This window comes from Streptomyces sp. NPDC041713 (assembly GCF_055591085.1).
The window spans coordinates 856762-878178 of sequence record NZ_JBVIZY010000001.1; the positions used below are offsets into that span (position 1 = coordinate 856762).

The following is a 21417-nucleotide window of genomic DNA, read 5'->3' on the forward strand; positions in this document are numbered from 1 at the left end:
GGGTCAGACCCCTGTCTTGCTGAGGGCTGCGGGGGGCGGCGTCTCGCCGGGGCTGAGTTCGGCCTCGTGGAATTCGAGTTGGCGGCGGCGGTTGGGGATGAGGCCTTCGGGGCGGAAGCGCATGAGGAGTGCGAGGGCGAGTCCGAAGGCGAAGAGCTGGTAGTCGCCGAGGAATTGGAGTTTGTTGGGGATGAGGTAGAGCAGGGAGGCGCCGACGAGGGGTCCGCTGATGGTTCCCATGCCGCCGAGGACGACGGCGGCGAGGAGGAAGGCGGAGTTGGGTGGTACGGAGTTGGCGAATTGGTACTGCTCGGGGGTGACGGTGTAGGTCACGTGGGCCTGGACGGTGCCGGCGAGGCCGGCGAGGGATGCGCCGAGGGCGAAGGCGATGAGTTTGACGCGGAAGCCGTTGATGCCCATGGCGAGTGCGGCTGTCTCGTCTTCGCGGATGGCGACCCAGGCGCGTCCGATACGGCTGTCGCCGCTGCGTCGGAAGACGAGGACGACGACGAGGGTGATGAGCAGCATCAGGAAGAAGTAGTTGGCGAAGCGGCCGATGGTGAAGCCGCCGATGCTGTGTTCCAGGCCGAAGTCGAATCCGAGGATCTTGAGGTTGGGGATGGAGGAGATGCCGTTGGATCCGTTGGTGATGTCGGGTCCGGAGCTGCCGTCGCTGTTGTTGGCGGCGAGGCGGAAGATTTCGCCGAATCCGAGGGTGACGATGGCGAGGTAGTCGCCGCGCAGTCGGAGGGTGGGGGCGCCGATGAGGACGCCGAAGACGAGGCTGGCGCCGGCGCCGACGAGGATGGCGCCCCAGAAGGGGAGGTGGATGTCGAAGGGGGAGGAGGGGGTTCCGGAGACCATGGACGCGGCGTAGGCGCCGACGCCGAGGAAGGCGACGTATCCGAGGTCGAGGAGGCCTGCGAGTCCGACGACGATGTTCAGGCCGAGGGCGACGGTGGCGAAGATGAGGATGTAGACGCCGATGGTGGCGTATTGGTCGTCGCTCTGGGTGAAGGGGAAGGCTGCGGCGGCGAGGAAGGCGCCGATGAGGGTGATGTTGCGGTGGCGTGCGGTGTAGGTGGAGATCTGGGCGACGAGGCCGGCTTTGGCGAGGGCGGCGAAGCCGAAGCCGACGGTGATGAGGAAGCCGATGAAGAGTTCGTCGTATTCGGTGCCGATGCCGTAGGTGAAGACGAGCAGGCCGGTGGCGAGGGCGGCGACGATGATGAGGATTTCGACGTACGAGTTGAGTGTGCGGGGCGGTGCGGGGGTGTCGGCGGTGAAGGCGCCCTTGATGATGGTGCGGCTGTTGCGGGCGCGGTGTTTGTACTGTTCCCAGGTGCTGTCTTCGGGGTCGACCGGGTAGGTGTGGGGTCGTTCGAAGGGCAGGGCGAGGGCGCCGGTGAGGGCGGCGAGGGTGGCGAGGGCGACGATCCAGCCGCCGGGTTCGAGGTTGGCGAGGCCGCCGAGTTTGTCGCTGATCGCGATGATCGTGTACCAGGCGGTGGCGAAGGCGGCGAGCGAGGCGTATTTGAGGGCGGCGTCGGCTCCGGCGGGGGCGAGGGCGCGCAGGCCCTTGATGCCGTAGGAGGCGAGTCCGTACACGGTGGTGAGGGCGCCGGCGATGAGGACGAGCCACTGGAGGCCGCCGGGGTAGCCGTAGACGGTGAGGTCGCCGGGGAATTTCGCGGTCCAGGTCCAGGCGAGGAACGCGGAGATGACGGTGAGGATGCCGCCGCCGGTGGCGAGTGCGCGGGCGGGGCCGACCGGGATGGGGATGAGTCCGGTGGCGGCCTTGTCCTTGTGGAGGTCCTGCGGGCGGGGGCCGTCTGCGGCTGTGGTCTGTGTGGTCATGGTGGTCACGCCCTGTCCGCGACGCGCTCGCCGAGTAGGCCCTGGGGCCTGACGAGGAGGACGATGATGAGGAGTACGAAGGCCCAGACGTCGGCCCAGGACTGGCCGCCGAGTTTGGCCATGCCGGGGACGTCGTTGATGTAGGCGGTGGCCATGGATTCGGCGAGGCCGAGGACGACGCCGCCGATCATGGCGCCGTAGATGTTGCCGATGCCGCCGAGGACGGCCGCGGTGAAGGCTTTGAGGCCGAGGATGAAGCCCATGCGGAAGTCGATCTGGCCGTACTTGAGGCCGCGGGCGACGGCGGCGATGCCGGCGAAGGCGGCGCCGATGGCGAAGGCGACGACGATGACGCGGTCGGTGTTGATCCCCATGAGTTTGGCGGTGTCGGGGTCTTGTGCGGTGGCTTGCATGCCGCGGCCGATGCGGGTCTTCATGACGAACCAGCCGAGGGCGACCATGCAGATGGGTGCGGCGACGAGGAGGAAGATGTCGCCGGGTTGCATGGTGACGGAGCCGATGTGGATGGATCCGCCGGGCAGTTCGGGGAAGGAGCGGGCGGATTTCGCTTCGGGGTACCAGGCCCAGACGGCTTGTTGGAGGGCGAGCGAGAGGCCGATGGCGGTGATGAGGGGGGCCAGGCGTGGGGCTTCTCGTAGGGGCCGGTAGGCGAAGCGTTCGGCGCCGACGGCGATGGTGGTGGAGACGAAGATCGCGCCGATGAGCATGAGGGGGACGGCTGCCCACATGCTGGTGCCCGAGGGGAGCCAGAGCCAGACGGTGAGGGCGCCGAATCCGCCGGTCATGAAGATCTCGCCGTGGGCGAAGTTGATGAGCTGGACGATGCCGTAGACCATTGTGTAGCCGATGGCGATGAGGCCGTACATGGATCCCAATAGCAGGCCGTTGACCAGCTGTTGCGGCAGTTCGTGCACCGCAGGTCCTCCGAGTCTTTCGTTGTCGTGCGGCTGTTGCGCGGGGGGCTCGGGGGCCGGCGCGCGGCCGTACGCTCCTGGTGACGAGTGCGACGGATGCGACGCCGCGCGGGGCGCTTGCTTGTCAGCGCCCCGCGCGGTCGGTCGTGGGCTGCGGGCCGGGTGTCAGTTGGACCCGGAGTAGGTGCCCGATTCGACGGCCTTCCAGCCGCTCTTGGGGTCGGTCGTCTTGACCTGGTACACGGTGAGCTGCTTGTTGGTCGCGTCGCCGTATTCGTCGAAGGAGACCTTGCCGGTGACGCCGTCGAAGGAGACGCCCTTCATGGCGTCGATGACCTTGGTGCGGGCGTCGTCGGGCAGTTTGCCGTCGTTGTCGTCGACGATCTTCTTGACGGCTTCGATGATGGCCCAGGCGCTGTCGTAGGAGTAGCCGCCGTAGGCCTCGTAGGCCTCCTTGAAGCCGGCCTTCTTGTAGTTGGCGATGAACTCCTTGGCGGAGGGGAGTTCTTCGACGGGCTGGCCGACGGAGGTGGCGTAGTCGCCGACGCCCTGCTTGCCGGAGAGCTTGATGAAGTCGGCGCTGTAGATTCCGTCGCCGCCGACGAGGGGGGCCTTGGAGCCTGCCTGCTTCATCTGCTTGCTGAGGGGTCCGGCCTGCGGGTATTCGCCGCCGTAGTAGACGAGGTCGGCGTCGGAGTTGCGGATCTTGGTGGCGACGGCGCCGAAGTCCTTGGTGTCGGGGTTGATGTGTTCGGTGCCGACGACCTTGCCGCCGAGTTTGGTGAACTCGTCCTTGAAGGTGGCGGCGAGTCCGGCGCCGTAGGTCTTCTTGTCGTCGACGACGAAGACCTTCTTCTTCTTGGCCTTGTTGTACAGGTACTGGGCGGCGAACGGTCCCTGGATCGCGTCGGTGGTGGCCGTGCGGAAGTAGGACTTGTAGGGGCGCGCCTTCTTGCCGCCGTTCCAGTCCGGGCCCTGGGTGAGGGCGGGGTTGGTGTTGGCGGGGGAGACCTGGACGAGTTTGGCGTCGTCGAAGACCTTCTGCATGGATTCGGCGACGGAGGAGTTCAGGGGCCCGACGGCGCCGAGGACGTCCTTGTCGGCGACGAACTTGGTGGCGTTGGTCTGGCCGGACGAGGGCTGTCCCTGGTCGTCGAGGGCCTCGATCTTGAAGGTGACGCCGTCGACGTACTGCTTCTCGTTGGCCTGTTTGGTGGCGAGGTCGACGGAGTTGCGGATGCCGAGGCCCAGTGCGGAGAGTTCACCGGTCAGGGGCGCGTCGACGCCGATGACCACGGTGGTGCCGCCCCCACCGGCCTCGTCCCCGTCGTCCTTGTCGTCGCGTGAGCCACAGGCGGTGAGGGTGAGAGCCCCCGCGGTGAGTGCAGCGGTGATGGCTATGAGCGAACGTTGACGCACGATCAGTCCTTTCCCCTGGCACGGCTGTCCCTTGTTGGGATGCCGAGTCGAGCGCGGAACCGAACTGAGAGGAATCCGGTGGGCGCGGTGACTGGCCGTGACTCTAAGGGGGGCTTTGTTCTTGGTGGAGTGGTCGGACCAAGGCTGTGACGCTCTTGTTATGCCACGGAGTATTCCGGGCTGGAACGCGGGGGGCGGTTGGGGCTGAATATGGCCTTGTTCGGTGGATCTCGACGTATCCACATGGTGAGAACTTCCAGCGCAAGTGGCAGGACTGAAAAGGTGTTTGACTCATGACACCGGTGTTCGAGGGCATGCGGAGGCAAGAGCCCCGGAAAGATCATTCGCGTATTCCGGACCCAGGATGTAACTCTGCTTCTCGATTGCGCGTTTATTACGCAGAGTCACTTCGAGGAAAGGGAGTCCTGCATTCCGGGGTACTTCTCCGCATGCGCGAATGTGCATCCTGATGATCAACTTCCGGGGTGCTCCCGTTTTGACCGTGAAAGGGGTGGCAGGGCCTGTGCTGACCGAAAGAGCTACCGACGGCTGAGCGATCCGGCGGACGGCCACCGGCGGCCCCGACTCCTGCGCGAACGCGACGGCGAAGGTGAAACTCCGGTCCCCGGCCCGGGGGCGCGACATCTCTCCGGCGTACGTCACGGACACGCTCTGCGACGGCCACGGGGTGGGCGGAGGCGGAGGTGGAGGGGGCGGTTCCGGGCGGGTCAGATACAGGGCGAGCCCCGCCGCGCCGGCCAGTGCGGCGACGGCGGCGGTGAGCACGGCACGGCGTCTGCGCCGCTGGTGCGGGGCGGGCGGGGCCGGGGGTGCGAGGGCGGGCTCGTGGTCGTAGGTGTCCTCGCCCGGTTCGACCGGGCCGATGGCGTTCACACCCACGGCCCGTCGCTCGGCCCGCCGTCGCGGTACCGGTCGGCGCACCGCTCGCGCGCCTGACGGTCGATCAACTTTCGCCCGGCGGCGTCGGTTTCGCGCCTGCGTTCGATGCGGGCGGCGTCCAGGATGTCGCGCAGGATCTGGTACTGCCCGTTGGACAGGCCCATCGACTGGTAGTCGCCGTATCCCCGGTCGCCCGAGGCGTAGATCTGCCGCGCCCACCCGCCGACGACGTGGGCGCACAGGTCGGCGGGGGACGTGGTGGGGGAGGAGGGGCGGGGGGTGGCGCCGGGGTCGTCGGGGTCGGAGCCGGTGCATCCGGCGGCGGCGACGGCGGCGAGGGCGAGCGCACAGAGCGGTATCCGGTGCCTCATGCGCCGACGCTAGTCCGGAGCCGCACGCTCCGACAATGCGCCCGCACCCGCCCTTCCTAATCGCCCGCCCGCCCTTCCGGGGCGTCCGCCCGCCCTGCCGGGGCGGCCGGAGGTCAGCCGGCCGAGCCGGGCTGCGGGGGCGCGTCCCGCAGCATGCAGGTCAGCCGGGCGCTGCACACCCGCTTGCCCTGCTCGTCGCTGATCACGATGTCGTACGTCGCCGTCGAGCGGCCGCGGTGCACGGGCGTCGCCACCCCGGTGACCAGACCGGAGCGGGCCCCGCGGTGGTGCGTGCAGTTCAGGTCGACGCCGACGGCTAGCTTGCTCGCGCCGCCGTGCAGCATCGCGCCGACCGAGCCGAGGGTCTCGGCGAGCACCGCGGACGCGCCGCCGTGCAGCAGTCCGTATGGCTGGGTGTTGCCCTCGACGGGCATGGTGCCGACGACGCGGTCCGCCGAGGCCTCCACGATCTGCACGCCCATGCGGGTGCCGAGGTGCCCCGCGGAGAACAGGGCGGGCAGGTCGACCCCGAGCGAGGCGTACTCGTCGAGGACCTCCTGCGGGAACTTCACGCTGTGCTGCTCACCCATGGGGACCGGCTCCGTTCGTTCGTCGTCCACCTGACGCTGAGCAAACGCTCAGTCGATCGCCGATTGTTCCAGGCGTACGACGACGGACTTGCTGGCAGGGGTGTTGCTGGTGTCGGCGGTGGCGTCCAGCGGCACCAGGACGTTGGTCTCCGGGTAGTACGCGGCCGCGCAGCCCCGCGCCGTCGGGTAGAGCACGATGCGAAAGCCCGGCGCGCGGCGCTCCACGCCGTCCTGCCACTCGCTGACCAGGTCGGCATAGGCCCCCTCGGTGAGGCCGAGCTCGGCGGCGTCGTCGGGGTTGACCAGGACCACCCGGCGGCCATTCTTGATGCCGCGGTAGCGGTCGTCCAGGCCGTAGATCGTGGTGTTGTACTGGTCGTGGGAGCGCAGCGTCTGCAGCAGCAGCCGGCCCGCGGGGAGCTCGGGGTACTCCACGGGGGCGGCGGTGAAGTTGGCCTTGCCGGTGGCGGTGGGGAAGCGGCGCTCGTCGCGCGGCGCGTGCGGCAGGGCGAAGCCGCCGGGGCGCGCCACCTTGGCGTTGAAGTCCTCGAAGCCGGGGATCACGCGCGCGATGCGCTCGCGCACGGTGGCGTAGTCCTTCTCGAACTCCTCCCACGGGGTGCGCGAGGCGCTGCCGAGGACGCGGCGGGCGAGGCGGCACACGATGGCGGGCTCGGAGAGCAGCTGCTTGCCGGCGGGCTCCAGGCGTCCGCGCGAGGCGTGCACCATGCCCATGGAGTCCTCGACGGTCACGAACTGCTCGCCGCCGCCCTGGACGTCCCGCTCGGTGCGGCCGAGCGTGGGCAGGATCAGGGCGCGGGCGCCGGTGACGGCGTGCGAGCGGTTGAGCTTGGTCGACACGTGCACGGTCAGGCGTGCCTTGCGCATCGCGGCTTCGGTGACGTCGGTGTCGGGGGACGCGGCGACGAAGTTGCCGCCCATGGCGAAGAAGACCTTCGCCTCGCCGTCGCGCAGGGCCCTGATGGCGCGGACGACGTCCAGGCCGTGGTGGCGGGGCGGGGCGAAGCCGAACTCCTTCTCCAAGGCGTCGAGGAAGGCGGGCGCGGGGCGCTCGAAGATGCCCATCGTGCGGTCGCCCTGCACGTTCGAGTGGCCGCGCACGGGGCAGACGCCCGCGCCGGGGCGGCCGATGTTGCCGCGCAGCAGGAGGAAGTTGACGACCTCGCGGATGGTCGGGACGGCGTGCTTGTGCTGGGTGAGGCCCATCGCCCAGCACACGACGGTGCGCTTCGAGGCGAGGACCATGCGCAGTGCTTCCTCGATGCGTTCGCGCTCCAGGCCGGTGGCCCGGAGGGTGTCGTCCCAGTCGGCGGCGCGCGCGGCCCGGACGAACTCCTCGTATCCGTGGGTGTGTTCGCGGACGAACGCCTCGTCGACGGCGCCGTCGGTCTCCAGGATCAGCTTGTTGAGGAGGCGGAAGAGGGCCTGGTCGCCGCCGAGGCGGATCTGCAGGAAGAGGTCGGTGAGGGCGGTGCCCTTGAGCATGCCGTGGGCGGTCTGCGGGTTCTTGAAGCGCTCCAGGCCGGCCTCGGGCAGCGGGTTGACCGTGATGATCTTCGCGCCGTTGTTCTTGGCCTTCTCCAGGGCGGAGAGCATGCGCGGGTGGTTGGTGCCCGGGTTTTGCCCGGCGACGATGATCAGGTCCGACTTGTAGAGGTCCTCCAGGAGGACGCTGCCCTTGCCGATGCCGATGGTCTCGGTGAGTGCGGAGCCGGACGACTCGTGGCACATGTTCGAGCAGTCGGGGAGGTTGTTCGTGCCGAGCTCGCGGGCGAACAGCTGGTAGAGGAACGCCGCCTCGTTGCTGGTGCGGCCCGAGGTGTAGAAGACGGACTCGTCGGGGGAGTCCAGGGCGGCGATCTCCTCGGCGACGATGTCGAAGGCCCGCTCCCAGGAGACCGGCTCGTACCGCTCGGCGCCCTCCGCCAGGTACATGGGGTGGGTGAGGCGGCCCTGCTGGCCCAGCCAGTACCCACTGCGGCCCGCGAGGTCGGCGACGGGGTGCGCGGCGAAGAAGTCGGGCGTGACGCGGCGCAGGGTGGCCTCTTCGGCGACGGCCTTCGCGCCGTTCTCACAGAACTCCGCCGCGTGCCGGTGGTCGGGCTCGGGCCAGGCGCAGCCGGGGCAGTCGAAGCCGTCCTTCTGGTTGACGCGGAGCAGGGTGAGCGCCGTGCGCCGCACGCCCATCTGCTGCTGTGCCATGCGCAGCGTGTGACCGATGGCGGGCAGGCCCGCAGCCGCGTGCTGTGCCGGCGCGACCTGCGGCGCGTCCTGGACCGGATCGCCCTTGGGCGGCTTGCTTGCCATGGTCGGCTCCCCTTCGAGCACCTGCGCTGCCTACGGCTCCCACCTGCGTGAGCTACGTCTCCGATCCTCCCACGGGCCGGTGACAATGCGGGGCGCAGGGGCGGCACGGGACCGGACTGTCAGTGGGGCGTGGCAGGATCGGGGACGTGGCAGAAACAGCAGCGAAGAAGAAGTCCGAGTCCGCGGCGGCCAAGGCCCAGAAGGCCGGCGGTGAGCAGCGCCCGCGCCTGATGCTCATGGACGGGCACTCCCTGGCGTACCGGGCGTTCTTCGCGCTGCCCGCGGAGAATTTCACGACCGCGACCGGCCAGCCGACGAACGCGATCTACGGCTTCGCGTCGATGCTGGCGAACACGCTGCGCGACGAGGCGCCCACGCACTTCGCGGTGGCGTTCGACGTGTCGCGCAAGACGTGGCGCTCGGAGGAGTTCCCCGAGTACAAGGCGAACCGCTCGAAGACCCCGGACGAGTTCAAGGGTCAGGTCGAGCTGATCGGCGAGATGCTCGACGCGATGCACGCGGTGCGTTTCGCGGTCGACGGCTTCGAGGCGGACGACGTGATCGCCACGCTGGCCACGCAGGCGGAGGCGGCCGGCTTCGACGTGCTGATCGTCACGGGTGACCGTGACTCCTTCCAGCTGATCACCGACCACGTGACGGTGCTGTACCCCACGAAGGGCGTCTCGGAGCTGACGCGCTTCACCCCGGAGAAGGTCGTGGAGAAGTACGGCCTGACCCCCGCCCAGTACCCGGACTTCGCCGCGCTGCGCGGCGACCCGTCGGACAACCTGCCGGGCATCCCCGGTGTGGGGGAGAAGACGGCCGCGAAGTGGATCAACCAGTTCGGTTCGTTCGCCGAGCTCGTCGAGCGGGCCGACGAGGTCAAGGGCAAGGCGGGGCAGAACTTCCGGGACCACCTGGAGTCGGTCAAGCTCAACCGCGTCCTGACCGAGATGGTGCGGGATGTCGAACTGCCCAAGACGGTGACCGACTTGGAGCGCGCGGCCTACGACCGTACGGCGCTGGCGATGGTCCTGGACACCCTGGAGATCCGTAACCCCTCGCTGCGGGAGCGGCTGCTCGCCGTCGACCCGGGCGCGGAGGAGGCGGACCAGACCCCGGCGGAGCCGGGTGTGGAGCTGGACGGCGTGGTCCTCGGCGCGGGCGAGCTCGCCCCGTGGCTGGCCGAGCACGGCAGGGCGGTGCTCGGCGTGGCCACGGTCGACACGTGGTCGCTCGGTACGGGCACGGTCACCGAGGTGGCGCTGGCCGCGGCGGGCGGCGCGGCCGCCTGGTTCGACCCCTCGACCCTGGACGAGGCCGACGAGAACGCCTTCGCGGCCTGGATCGGCGACCCCACCAAGCCGAAGGTCCTGCACAACGCCAAGGCCGCGATGCGGGTCTTCCCGGAGCACGGCTGGACGGTGGACGGCGTCACCATGGACACGGCGCTCGCCGCGTATCTGGTGAAGCCGGGCCGCCGCTCCTTCGCCCTGGACGCGCTCTCCCTGGAGTACCTGGGCCGTGAGCTGGCGCCCGCCTCCGCGGCCGAGGGCCAGCTCGCGTTCGGCACGGAGGAGGACGACCGGGCCGAGGCCGACTTCCTGATGTCGCAGGCCCGCACCGTCCTCGACCTGGGTACGGCCTTCGGCGAGAAGCTGACGGAGGTCGGCGCGAGCGATCTGCTCGCCGACATCGAGCTGCCGACGTCGGCGCTGCTCGCCCGCCTCGAGCGGCACGGCATCGCGGCGGACCGCGCCCATCTGGAGGCGATGGAGCAGCAGTTCGCGGGCGCGGTGCAGCAGGCGGTGAAGGAGGCGCACGCGGCGGCGGGCCACGAGTTCAACCTGGGCTCGCCCAAGCAGCTCCAGGAAGTCCTCTTCGGCGAGCTGAACCTCCCCAAGACGAAGAAGACCAAGACCGGTTACACCACGGACGCGGACGCGTTGGCCTGGCTGGCCGCCCAGACGGAGAACGAACTTCCGGTCATCATGCTCCGCCACCGCGAGCAGGCGAAGCTGCGGGTCACCGTCGAGGGCCTGATCAAGTCGATCGCCGCGGACGGCCGCATCCACACCACGTTCAACCAGACGGTGGCGGCCACGGGCCGGCTCTCCTCCACGGAGCCGAACCTGCAGAACATCCCGGTCCGCACCGACGAGGGCCGAGCCATCCGCCGCGGCTTCGTGGTCGGCGAGGGCTTCGAATCGCTGATGACCGCGGACTACAGCCAGATCGAACTGCGCGTGATGGCGCACCTCTCCGAGGACGAGGGCCTCCTGGAGGCGTTCACCTCCGGCGAGGACCTGCACACCACGGTCGCCTCGCAGGTGTTCGGCGTCGACGGCTCGGCGGTCGACGCGGAGATGCGGCGCAAGATCAAGGCGATGTCGTACGGCCTTGCGTACGGGCTGTCCGCGTTCGGCCTCTCCCAGCAGCTGAACATCGAGGCGGGCGAGGCGCGTGCGCTGATGGACACGTACTTCGAGCGGTTCGGAGGGGTACGGGACTATCTGCGCCGCGCGGTCGACGAGGCCCGCGCGACGGGGTACACGGAGACGATGCTGGGCCGTCGGCGGTACCTCCCCGACCTCAACAGCGACAACCGCCAGCGGCGCGAGATGGCCGAGCGGATGGCGCTGAACGCGCCGATCCAGGGCACGGCGGCGGACATCGTCAAGATCGCCATGCTGAACGTCCACGGGGCGCTGACCGCGGCGAAGCTGGACTCGCGGATGCTGCTGCAGGTCCACGACGAAATCGTCCTGGAGATCGCGCCGGGGGAGCGGACGAAGGTGGAGGAGCTGGTCCGCAAGGAGATGGCGGGAGCGGTGGCCCTGCGGGCGCCGCTGGATGTGTCGGTAGGGGTGGGCCCGAACTGGGAATCCGCAGCGCACTAGCCCTCCCGGGCCGGGGAACGGTGGGGGTACGGGGGTGTGGGGGCTCGCTTGTTTGTCTGCGGGTGGATCGTGGCTCGTCGCGCAGTTCCCCGCGCCCCTGATGGGCCTCCCGTGGGTGCCTTACCTGCGGGGGCGCCCCACGCCCCTCCGGGGGCATCCCGACGTACCACGCCCACCCCGTCCCCCCAGGGGCGCGGGGAACTGCGCGAGCAACCACAACACACCCGCAGCAAATCCCCGACACCAGCCAGGCACGACCTCAGGGGCGCGAGGAACTGCGCGAACAACCACAACACACCCGCAGCAAAACCCCGACACCGACCAGGCACGACCCAGGGGCGCGGGGAACTGCGCGAGCAACCCCCACCCACCCGCACCCAAAAAGAACCGCCCAAGCCAGCGCAGCGAACCCTCACTCGCGTGGCCCCACGCAAAGCGCCGCGCCCCCGCGCCGGGGCGCAGGATGTGGCCATGGCTTTTCACCTGCGAACGTGCCGGACGGCCCTCGCCGCGGCGCTCACCACCGTTCTGCTGGCTCCCATACCGGCGACCGCCGCCGACGCGGGCCGTCGGCAGGGTGCCGAGCTCTGCACGGCGGGCCGTGACCGTGCCTTCGCCGCCCGGATGTCCAGGGACATCCGGGCGGCGCTGTCGTCCCGGCGCGGCGCCGTCTCCGTGGCCGTGCACGACACCCGCACCGGTCTCGTCTGCAACCTCGCGAGCCGGCGCCGTTACGACTCCGCCAGCGTGGTCAAGGTCCTGATGATGGAGGCCGCGCTGCGCCGCGCGCAGGAGTGGGGGCGCGGCCTCACCGCCTGGGAGCGCCGCCGGATCCGCCCCATGATCACCGTGTCGGACAACACCGCGACCACCTGGCTCTGGCGAAACCTGGGCCAGCCCTGCCTCTCCCGTTTCCTGCGGCACGCCGGCACCACCTCCACCACCCTTGGCCCGTACGGGTTCTGGGGGCTGACCCGGACCACCGCCGCCGACCAGATGAAGCTGCTCGGCGTGCTCACGGGGGCCCGCGGCGACCTGCGGCCGAGCTCGCGCGCGTACGGGCTGCGACAGATGGCCGAGGTGCGGCGCGACCAGCGCTGGGGCGTTCCCGCGGGCATGCCGCGGGGCATCCGCGCGCACCTCAAGAACGGCTGGCTGCCCCGGGCGAAGTTCGGCTGGCGCGTGCACAGCGTGGGCGTGTTCACCGGCGCGGGCCGCACCTACCGCATCGTCGTCCTGTCCCACGGCAACCCCTCGATGTCGTACGGAGTGCGTACCATCGAGCGCATCGCCCAGGCCGTGCACCGCGGCCTCAACAGGGGCCGTGCGCTGGGGCAGGGCTTCACCCCGGAGAGCGAGATCAGTGAGGTCCCGGACGGGTCGGCGCCGGCGGAGGGGGAGGGCGGGAAGCCCGCCGCGTAACAGTGCTGTCGCGGCGTCCCGGCCAACCGGTAAAAACCGGGCACGAACGGGTGTCTGGGCGCCGGAAGTTGTCGTAGTGTCGCCTGGGTCGGCCCACTGAGAGTACGTACGTGCGACGACAGACGTGTACGAGGGGAAAGCGTGCACGGCGGGTGGGGCGACGCGCAACAGTCGTACATAGGGGAGGGGTGGCTCGGTCATGGCGCCGGTATTCGGCAGGCGGCTGCGTAGAGGAACGATGAGCGCCGCGGTGGCCGCGGCGGCGGTGGCGGCCCTCGCCGCATCGCAGGCGCCGGGTGTGACGGACGTACCGAGGGAGGGGACGGCGGCGGGCGCAGCGGACACGCCGCCGGCGGGCGACTCCGCGACCGGCGACTCCCCGTACTACACCGATCTTCCGGAGCTGAAGAGCCCCGTCCCGACCGGTGACAAGAAGGGCGACGCGGAGCTGCCGGCCACCGTCCTCGACGCGTACAAGAAGGCCGAGGCCGCGCTCAACACCGACAAGCCCGGCTGCAACCTGCCCTGGCAACTGCTCGCCGCCATCGGCCAGGTCGAGTCGGGCCAGGCCCGCGGCGGCCGCGTCGACGCGGACGGCACGACGCTCAAGGCGATCCTTGGCCCGCCCCTGAACGGCATCGGCTTCGCCAAGATCACCGACACCGACCGGGGCGTCTACGACGGCGACACGACGCACGACCGTGCCGTCGGCCCGATGCAGTTCATCCCGTCGACGTGGGAGACCTCCGGGCGGGACGGCAACAACGACGGCAAGAAGGACCCCAACAACATCTACGACGCGGCGCTCGCCGCCGGCTACTACCTCTGCGCGAACGACCGCGATCTGGCCGTCGAGGACGACCTGCACCAGGCGATCCTGAGCTACAACCGTTCGTCGGACTACCTGAACACGGTCCTGACGTGGCTGGAGCACTACCGCAAGGGCACCCACGAGATCCCCGACGGCACCGGCGACCTGCCGGGCGACCGAAGCGACGCCCCGATCCCGGGCCTCCTGCCGCACCCGAGGACGCCCAGCACCCCGACGTACACGCCGCCCGAGCAGGGCACGAAGCCGGGTTCCGGCGACAAGCCCGGCCACCACGGCGGCAGCAGCGACCCCGAGCCGCCGCACGGCGGCGGTCACCAGACCCCCACGCCGACCGAACGCGTCGCCCGCCTGGCGAACGCCGGGACCGGCACGCTCACCGCGACGGCCGGCGACACCTTCGCCGAGCGCGTCCAGGTGCGCGCGACGGACAAGTCGGCCGCGTCCGTGAGCGGCGTCAAGGTGAAGTTCCGGGTCGTCGGCGACACCGACACCCGCTTCGCCGGCGGGGCCCGGAGCGTCATGGTCACCACCGGAACCGGCGGCAAGGCCACCGCCCCGGAGCTCGAAGCGGGGGAGAAGGCGGGCGAGTTCAGCGTGCGGGCCACCGTCGTGGGCCGCAAGCTGCCCGCCGTCGACCTGGCCGCGGAGGTCACCGCGCGCCGGGCCGACGTGCTCGCGAGGACCAGTGACAAGCCGCTGGTCTGCGAGCCGGGCAAGGAGTTCGCCGACCAGGTCGAGGTCAAGGCGACCTACCGCGGCCAGGCCGCCGGCGGCGTCGCGGCCACCGCCACGATGATCAAGTCGGCGGCGGACGCCACCGCCAACGACAAGGGCCCCTACTTCAAGGACGCGGCCGGCAAGCCGGTCCGCTCCCTGCAGGGCCTCAAGACCGACGCGAACGGCGTCCTGAAGCTCCCGAAGATGTACGCGGACGACGCGGCGGGCACGTACCTCCTGCGCGTCGTCACCGAAGGCGGCGCCACCCTCACCGTCGAACTGAAGGTGACCGCCCCGCAGCCCGACACGACGCCGACCACGGACCCGACCCCGGACCCGACCCCGTCGAGTGGCTCCCCGAGCGGGAAGCCGAGCGGCTCCCCGAGCACCTCACCCAGCGGGACGCCGAGCGCCTAGCCGCGCGCGGCCCCCGGGACGGGCCACGACCGTCCCCGCCGCCACGACCGCCCCTTCGCCGAGCACGGCGAAGGGGCGGTCCGCGTTGTTGTGCAACGTGTTCTCATCTCGCCTCTCCGTTGCTACGGTGCCCGCCCTGACGTCCTGTCAGTTCCGTCCGCACGCCGAATCGGGAGGCCCCGCATGCGCGCCCTCATCGCCGCCGCCACCGGCCTCGCCGTCGCGCTCGCCCTGGTCCTGACCATCACGGCGATCGGCGCCCCATCGGGCGAGACCTCGCCCGAGCCGCTCCTCACCACCGTCCCCCAGCACCCCTAGCCGTCGGGAGGCCGCCGCGATGCGACGCAAGGCAAGCCTCGTCCTGCTCGCCTTCGCCGTGTTCTGCACGGCCATGTCCCCGCTCATGCGCTGGTACGCCTTCCCGCGGCTCGCGAAGATCCCGCCGAGCCAGTACCAGGAGGCCGTCCTGGAGGCGCACGGCCCGACGCTCATCGACTACGGCTCGATGAAGGCCAAGAAGATCGACAAGGTCACCATCGTGCAGACCCTCAAGGGCAACGTGGAGGCCTCCGAGAAGATCGAGAAGAGCGCCGACCGGGACGTCGTGGTCTGGGACGCGCTCTCCTACGTCCAGGACGACAAGGGCAAGATGGTCTCCAAGATCCCCGAGCGCTACATCTTCGACGCGCACAGCCAGGAACCGGTGCACGCCACCGGCGAGGCGGTCGACGGGGATGCGGTCAAGCGCGAGGGCATCGAGTTCAAGTGGCCGTTCCTGACCGAGAAGCGGGACTACCAGTACTTCGACGCGCAGGCCCGCATCACCCGGCCCATCCACTACAAGGGCACCCGTGACTTCCGCGGTCTGAAGGTCTACTACTTCGAGCAGACCATCCCCTGGACCAAGGTGCCCTTCCCCAAGACGATGCCCGTCAAGGGCATCACTCCGCAGTCCCTCGCCAAGACCGGGACCACCCGCTGGTACACCACGGTCCGCAAGTTCTGGGTCGAGCCGACCACCGGGGCGCCCGTCTACGGCGAGGAGATCCAGAACAACGAGCTGCGCGGCGGCACCCTGCTCGGCGACCGCGACAAGGTCACCGTCTTCGCCGGGCACGTGAAGATGCGCGAGGACTACATCAAGGACACCGTCGACCTGGTCAAGTCCCAGCGCGTCCTGGTCCTCCTGCTGACCTCGTACCTGCCCTGGGGCTTCCTCGTCCTCGGCGTCCTGCTGCTGGCCCTCGCCCTCTGGCTGGAGGCCCGCAGCCGCAGGCCCGGCGACCCGGCACCGACCGCGAAAGGCGCCCCCGAACCGGAGCCGGTCAACGCCTAGAACCCCGGCCGCGAACCCTCACGTGCCCGAACTCCGTTGCGCCTGCCGGGCCTTCGTGTACCGGGTCGGCTCGGCCGAGGCCGGGTCCTCCGGCCACGGATGCTTCGGATAACGGCCGCGCAGATCGGCACGGACCGCGCGGTAGCCGCTGCTCCAGAACGACGCCAGGTCCGCCGTGACCGCGGCGGGCCGGCCCGCCGGTGAAAGCAGGTGCACCACCACCGGTACCGCTCCGTCCGCGATCCGCGGGGTGCGCGCGAGGCCGAACATCTCCTGCAGCTTGACGGCGAGCACCGGCTGCCCGGGGTCGGAGTAGTCGATCCGGATCCGCGACCCGCTCGGCACCTCCAGACGCTCCGGGGCCAGCTCGTCGAGGCGCCCCGCCGCACCCGTCGCCCACGGCAGGAGCCGGCCGAGCGCCTGCCCGGCGTCGATGCCCGCCAGGTCCGCCCGGCGCCGGGCCCGGGACAGCTCGGGCTCCAGCCACTCGTCCACGCGCGCGTGCAGCGCGTTCTCCGATACGTCGGGCCAGGGCGCCCCGAGATGGTGGTGCAGGAACGCCAGCCGCTCCCGCAGCTCCCGCGCGCCCCGCGACCACTTCAGGAGCCCTGTCCCCTCCTCCCGCAGCCCCTCGACGAGCGCCGCCCGCACGAGCCCGGGATCGGGGTCGCGCAACGGGCGCACCGCCAGCTCCACCGCGCCGAGCCGCTCCACGTGCCGCGCCACCAGCGCGCCGCCCGCCCAGGCCACCTCGTCGCCCTCCGCGTGCAGCGGGGCCGCGGCGTCCCGCGCCACGTCCTCGTCGACCGGCCCGGCGAGCAGCACGCGCGCGTGCCCCGCGCCCACCGGCCGGTCGGCCACGGCAACGGCGAGCCAGCGGGCCCCGGCGAGCGCGGAGCCCTGCCGCACCTCGGCCCGGGTCCCGCCCGCCATCAGATACGTCCCGCCGCCCACGCTCCTGGCCACCCGCTCGGGGAACGCCAGCGCGGCCACCAGACCCGCGACGTACTCGTCGCTCCCGGCGCCGTCACCCGCGCGGGAGGCGCCGGACACCGACGACGCCAGCCGCCCGGCCTCGGTCCGCCAGCGCGCCGCGTAGGCGTCCCCGTCACGGCGCGCCGCACGCCAGGCACCGGCCAGGTCGTCCCCGTACTCCCGTGGCGGCTCCTCGCTCAGCAGGGCCACCGCCTGTGCCGCCCGCCGGGTGCCGACCCGCGGCGCCGCGTCCAGCAGGGCCCGCGCAAGCCGCGGGTGCAGGCCCACGCGGGCCAGCCGCGCGCCCCGCTCCGTCGCCCGTCCCGTACCCGGCTCGACCGCGCCGACCGCCACCAGGACGTCGCGGGCCGCCGCCATCGCGCCGCCCGGCGGCGGGTCGAGCAGCGCGAGACCGGTGGCGTCCGGATCGCCCCAGCACGCCGCCTGCAGCGCGAACGAGGCGAGGTCGGCCACCTTGATCTCCGGCGCGGGAAAGCGCGGCAGCCGCCCGTCCTCCGCCTCCGCCCAGCACCGGTAGACGGCACCCGGCGCCTCACGCCCGGCCCGGCCCGCCCGCTGCCGGCCCGCCGCCTGCGAGGCCCGCACCGTCGCCAGTGCGCTCAGCCCCCGCGCATGATCGACCCGCGGCTCGCGCGCGAGGCCCGAGTCCACCACGACCCGCACCCCGGGCACCGTCAGGGAGGACTCGGCGACCGACGTGGCGAGCACCACCCGCCGCCCCGCGGACCCGGCGAGCACCGCGTCCTGCACCGCGGCCGGCGCCCGCCCGTGCACCTGCAGCACCTCCACGCCGCCGAGCCCCGTCAACTGCCCGGCCACCCGCGCGATCTCACCCACCCCCGGAAGGAAGCACAGGACGTCCCCGTCCCGCTCGGCGAGGGCCCGCCGCACCACCGACGCCACATGGCCGAGCAGCACGGGATCCACCCGCATCCCGTGCGGCGGGCGCACCGCGCGCGGGGGCGGCGCCCACACCACCTCCACGGGATGGGCGACGCCGTGCGCCTCGACCACGGGCGCGTCCCCGAGGATCCGCGACCAGCCCTCGGCGTCGGTGGTCGCGGACGCCGCGACCAGCCGCAGGTCGGGCCGCAGCGCCGCCCGCACGTCCATCAGGAAGGCCGCCACGGTGTCGGCGTCCAGGTGCCGTTCGTGGCACTCGTCGAGGATGACGACGTCGACGCCGGCCAGCTCCTGGTCCCGCTGCAGCCGCTGCAGCAGGACACCCGTCGTGACGACCTCCACGCGCGCGCGGGGGCCCACCACACGCTCGCCGCGCACCGTGTAGCCGACGCTGTCGCCCACCTTCTCGCCGAGCAGCCACGCCATCCGGCGCGCCGCGGCCCGCGCCGCGATCCGCCGCGGCTCGGCGACGACGACCCGCCGCACCCCGCTCGCGGCGCCCTCGCCCGCCGCCCGCCCGTCGAGGAGGCCGGCGAGCGCCAGCGGCACCAGCGTCGTCTTGCCCGTCCCCGGCGGGGCACACAGCACGGCGCTGCCCGGCCCCTCCAGAGCGGAACGGAGGGCGGGCAGCGCGTCGCGTACGGGAAGTCGCAGGGCGTCGTTACGGAGACCGGTCACCCGCTCAGTCTCGTACGCACACGTAGATGGCCGTCCCCGGGATCAGGTTTCCGCGCAGCGGCGACCAGCCGCCCCACTCCTGGGTGTTCCAGGCGGGCCACTCCGGCTCGGCGATGTCGACGAGCCGCAGCCCGGAGGCCACGATGTCCCGCACCCGGTCGCCGATCGTCCGGTGGTGCTCCACGTAGACGGCGTTGCCCTCCTCGTCCTGCTCCACATAAGGGGTGCGGTCGAAGTAGGAGGCCGCCACGGTGAGACCCTCCGGGCCCGGCTCGTCCGGGAACGCCCAGCGGACTGGGTGCGTCGCGGAGAAGACGAACCGGCCGCCGGGCCGCAGCACCCGCCGCACCTCCGTGAGGACGAGGACGGGGTCGGCGACGAAGGGCATCACGCCGTAGGCGGAGCAGACGAGGTCGAAGGCGCCGTCCCGGAAGGGCAGCACTCCCGCGTCGGCCTGCACCAGCGGGACGTCTCCGCCGATCCGCAGCGCGTGCTGGAGCTGGCGGTGGGAGAGGTCGAGCGCCACCGGGCGGGCACCCTGGGCGAGCAGCCAGCGCGAGCACTGCGCGGCGCCCGCGCCGATCTCCAGGACGTCCTTGCCCTTCAGCTCCTCCGGCGGACCGAGCAGTTCCGCCTCCACCTCGTCGAGCCCCTCGGGCCCCCACACGAAGCGGTCGTCCCCGAGGAACGTGCCGTGCTCGATCTGGTACTCGTCGGCGTTCCGGTCCCACCAGCCGCGGTTGGCGCGACTGCTCTCCGTCACGTCGGCGGCACGCCTGGTGGCCTCGGGCTCGGGCAGCTCGGACTCTTGGATGATCGGCTCCATCGTCGTAACCTTCGTCGGATCCCGTCGCGAGGGGGGTGCGGTGCGGCCCGTGTGGCCTCAGGCGACAGGTTTTGTGCCGGGTATGCGGTGTTCCGCCCCGGGTGTGCGCCTTCGCGCATTGACCCTGTCCGGCTGCCCCCGTATGCTACAAGTTGCGCTGCGAGCCTGCGCTCCTCAGACATAGCAGGCTGCGCTCGCGTCTGTTGCATGTCCCCTCGGTTGTCGAGGCGCCTTCCGGTCACGGAAGCCGCGCTTCCAAGGCTGTCCGGCTTCTGACAGAGCGAAATCGGCTCCGGCGTTGCAGTACCTACGACTTCAATGTCCGTACCGGAGCCCTTACCCACATGACGAGCAGCACCGAGACCACCGCCACCACTCCGCAGGTAGCGGTCAACGACATCGGTAACGAGGAAGCCTTCCTCGCCGCGATCGACGAGACGATCAAGTACTTCAACGACGGCGACATCGTCGACGGCGTCATCGTGAAGGTCGACCGGGACGAGGTCCTGCTCGACATCGGTTACAAGACCGAAGGCGTCATCCCGAGCCGCGAGCTCTCCATCAAGCACGACGTCGACCCGAACGAGGTCGTCGCCGTCGGTGACGAGATCGAGGCCCTGGTTCTCCAGAAGGAGGACAAGGAAGGCCGTCTGATCCTGTCCAAGAAGCGCGCTCAGTACGAGCGTGCCTGGGGCACGATCGAGAAGATCAAGGAAGAAGACGGCATCGTCACCGGTACCGTCATCGAGGTCGTCAAGGGTGGTCTCATCCTCGACATCGGCCTCCGTGGCTTCCTGCCGGCCTCCCTCGTCGAGATGCGCCGCGTCCGCGACCTCCAGCCCTACGTGGGCAAGGAGCTCGAGGCCAAGATCATCGAGCTGGACAAGAACCGCAACAACGTGGTCCTGTCCCGCCGTGCCTGGCTCGAGCAGACCCAGTCCGAGGTCCGCCAGACGTTCCTCACGACCCTGCAGAAGGGCCAGGTCCGCTCCGGCGTCGTCTCCTCGATCGTCAACTTCGGTGCGTTCGTGGACCTCGGCGGCGTCGACGGTCTCGTGCACGTCTCCGAGCTCTCCTGGAAGCACATCGACCACCCCTCCGAGGTTGTCGAGGTCGGCCAGGAGGTCACCGTCGAGGTTCTCGACGTGGACATGGACCGCGAGCGCGTGTCCCTGTCGCTCAAGGCGACGCAGGAAGACCCGTGGCAGCAGTTCGCCCGTACGCACCAGATCGGGCAGGTCGTTCCCGGTAAGGTCACCAAGCTCGTTCCGTTCGGTGCGTTCGTGCGCGTCGACGAGGGCATCGAGGGCCTGGTCCACATCTCCGAGCTGGCCGAGCGCCACGTGGAGATCCCGGAGCAGGTCGTCCAGGTCAACGACGAGATCTTCGTCAAGGTCATCGACATCGACCTCGAGCGTCGTCGCATCAGCCTCTCGCTGAAGCAGGCCAACGAGGCCTTCGGCGCCGACCCGTCGGTCGTCGAGTTCGACCCGACCCTGTACGGCATGGCCGCGTCCTACGACGACCAGGGCAACTACATCTACCCCGAGGGCTTCGACCCCGAGACCAACGACTGGCTCGAGGGCTTCGAGTCGCAGCGTGAGGTCTGGGAGACCCAGTACGCCGAGGCGCAGACGCGCTTCGAGCAGCACCAGGCTCAGGTCATCAAGTCCCGCGAGGCCGACGCCCAGGCCGAGGCCGAGGGTGCGGCGGCTCCGGCCGGCGCCGCTCCGGCCGCGTCCAGCGGTGGCGGCGGCGGTTCGTACTCCTCGGAGTCGGACGACAACTCCGGTGCGCTGGCTTCGGACGAGGCGCTTGCCGCGCTGCGCGAGAAGCTCGCCGGCGGCCAGAGCTGAGGCTCGCCCCTGGGCGTAGCTGAGTGACGCTGCGGGCCCGCGTTCCCCTTCGGGGGGATGCGGGCCCGTTTCGTGTGCGGGGGGCCGTCCGCCGGCGGGGCCGTCCGCCGGCCGCGGGCCGGGACGCCGTCAAC

14 protein-coding genes are annotated in these 21417 nt (G+C 70.9%); 6 read left to right on the forward strand and 8 right to left on the reverse strand.

The features are described 5' to 3' along the window. Positions 1–3: 3 nt before the first annotated feature. The 6 genes from ACZ6CV_RS03725 to ACZ6CV_RS03750 all read right to left on the reverse strand — a co-directional run bounded on the left by ACZ6CV_RS03725 (position 4) and on the right by ACZ6CV_RS03750 (position 8400). On the reverse strand, positions 4–1857 hold the full coding sequence (locus tag ACZ6CV_RS03725; protein ID WP_469249340.1) for a branched-chain amino acid ABC transporter permease: 1854 nt from the start codon (positions 1855–1857) through the stop codon (positions 4–6). Positions 1858–1862: 5 nt separating this feature from the next. Further along, positions 1863–2792 (reverse strand): branched-chain amino acid ABC transporter permease, encoded by a 930-nt coding sequence (locus tag ACZ6CV_RS03730; RefSeq protein WP_469249342.1) that lies wholly within the window; start codon positions 2790–2792, stop codon positions 1863–1865. Positions 2793–2957: 165 nt separating this feature from the next. Further along, a complete protein-coding gene (locus tag ACZ6CV_RS03735; protein ID WP_469249344.1) occupies positions 2958–4211 on the reverse strand; it encodes a branched-chain amino acid ABC transporter substrate-binding protein in 1254 nt (417 codons plus the stop codon). Positions 4212–5101: 890 nt separating this feature from the next. Further along, complete coding sequence (locus tag ACZ6CV_RS03740; protein WP_469249346.1) at positions 5102–5482, reverse strand: hypothetical protein; 381 nt, start codon at positions 5480–5482, stop codon at positions 5102–5104. Positions 5483–5595: 113 nt separating this feature from the next. Beyond that, a complete protein-coding gene (locus ACZ6CV_RS03745; protein ID WP_469249348.1) occupies positions 5596–6072 on the reverse strand; it encodes a PaaI family thioesterase in 477 nt (158 codons plus the stop codon). Between the two features lie 48 nt (positions 6073–6120). Further along, positions 6121–8400: an FdhF/YdeP family oxidoreductase gene (locus ACZ6CV_RS03750; RefSeq protein ID WP_469249350.1), complete on the reverse strand. Its 2280-nt coding sequence runs from the start codon at positions 8398–8400 to the stop codon at positions 6121–6123. A gap of 230 nt (positions 8401–8630) precedes the next feature. Here ACZ6CV_RS03750 and polA point away from each other — a divergent pair, with 230 nt between their 5' ends. The 5 genes from polA (at position 8631) to pgfA (ending at position 16024) form a co-directional block, all read left to right on the forward strand. Continuing rightward, complete coding sequence (polA, locus tag ACZ6CV_RS03755; protein WP_469249613.1) at positions 8631–11300, forward strand: DNA polymerase I; 2670 nt, start codon at positions 8631–8633, stop codon at positions 11298–11300. A 471-nt stretch (positions 11301–11771) separates the two neighbouring features. Beyond that, positions 11772–12722, forward strand: a complete 951-nt coding sequence (locus ACZ6CV_RS03760; RefSeq protein WP_469249352.1) for a serine hydrolase — start codon at positions 11772–11774, stop codon at positions 12720–12722. A gap of 199 nt (positions 12723–12921) precedes the next feature. After that, positions 12922–14688 (forward strand): lytic transglycosylase domain-containing protein, encoded by a 1767-nt coding sequence (locus ACZ6CV_RS03765; protein ID WP_469249354.1) that lies wholly within the window; start codon positions 12922–12924, stop codon positions 14686–14688. Positions 14689–14871: 183 nt separating this feature from the next. Beyond that, on the forward strand, positions 14872–15006 hold the full coding sequence (locus ACZ6CV_RS03770) for an SPW_0924 family protein (RefSeq protein WP_355817743.1): 135 nt from the start codon (positions 14872–14874) through the stop codon (positions 15004–15006). A 19-nt stretch (positions 15007–15025) separates the two neighbouring features. Then, positions 15026–16024 carry a cell envelope lipid trafficking protein PgfA gene (pgfA, locus tag ACZ6CV_RS03775; protein WP_469249356.1) on the forward strand — a complete coding sequence of 333 codons (999 nt, stop codon included), beginning with the start codon at positions 15026–15028 and terminating at the stop codon, positions 16022–16024. 18 nt (positions 16025–16042) lie between these two features. Here pgfA and hrpB read toward each other — a convergent pair whose 3' ends face one another. Beyond that, positions 16043–18601 carry an ATP-dependent helicase HrpB gene (gene hrpB / locus ACZ6CV_RS03780; RefSeq protein ID WP_469249358.1) on the reverse strand — a complete coding sequence of 853 codons (2559 nt, stop codon included), beginning with the start codon at positions 18599–18601 and terminating at the stop codon, positions 16043–16045. 4 nt (positions 18602–18605) lie between these two features. After that, positions 18606–19427: a class I SAM-dependent methyltransferase gene (locus ACZ6CV_RS03785; protein ID WP_469249360.1), complete on the reverse strand. Its 822-nt coding sequence runs from the start codon at positions 19425–19427 to the stop codon at positions 18606–18608. Positions 19428–19771: 344 nt separating this feature from the next. On the opposite strand from ACZ6CV_RS03785, the gene rpsA reads away from it, so the two are divergent. Further along, entirely contained in the window at positions 19772–21283 is a 1512-nt protein-coding gene (gene rpsA, locus ACZ6CV_RS03790; protein WP_469249362.1) for a 30S ribosomal protein S1, read from the forward strand. Positions 21284–21417: the final 134 nt, after the last annotated feature.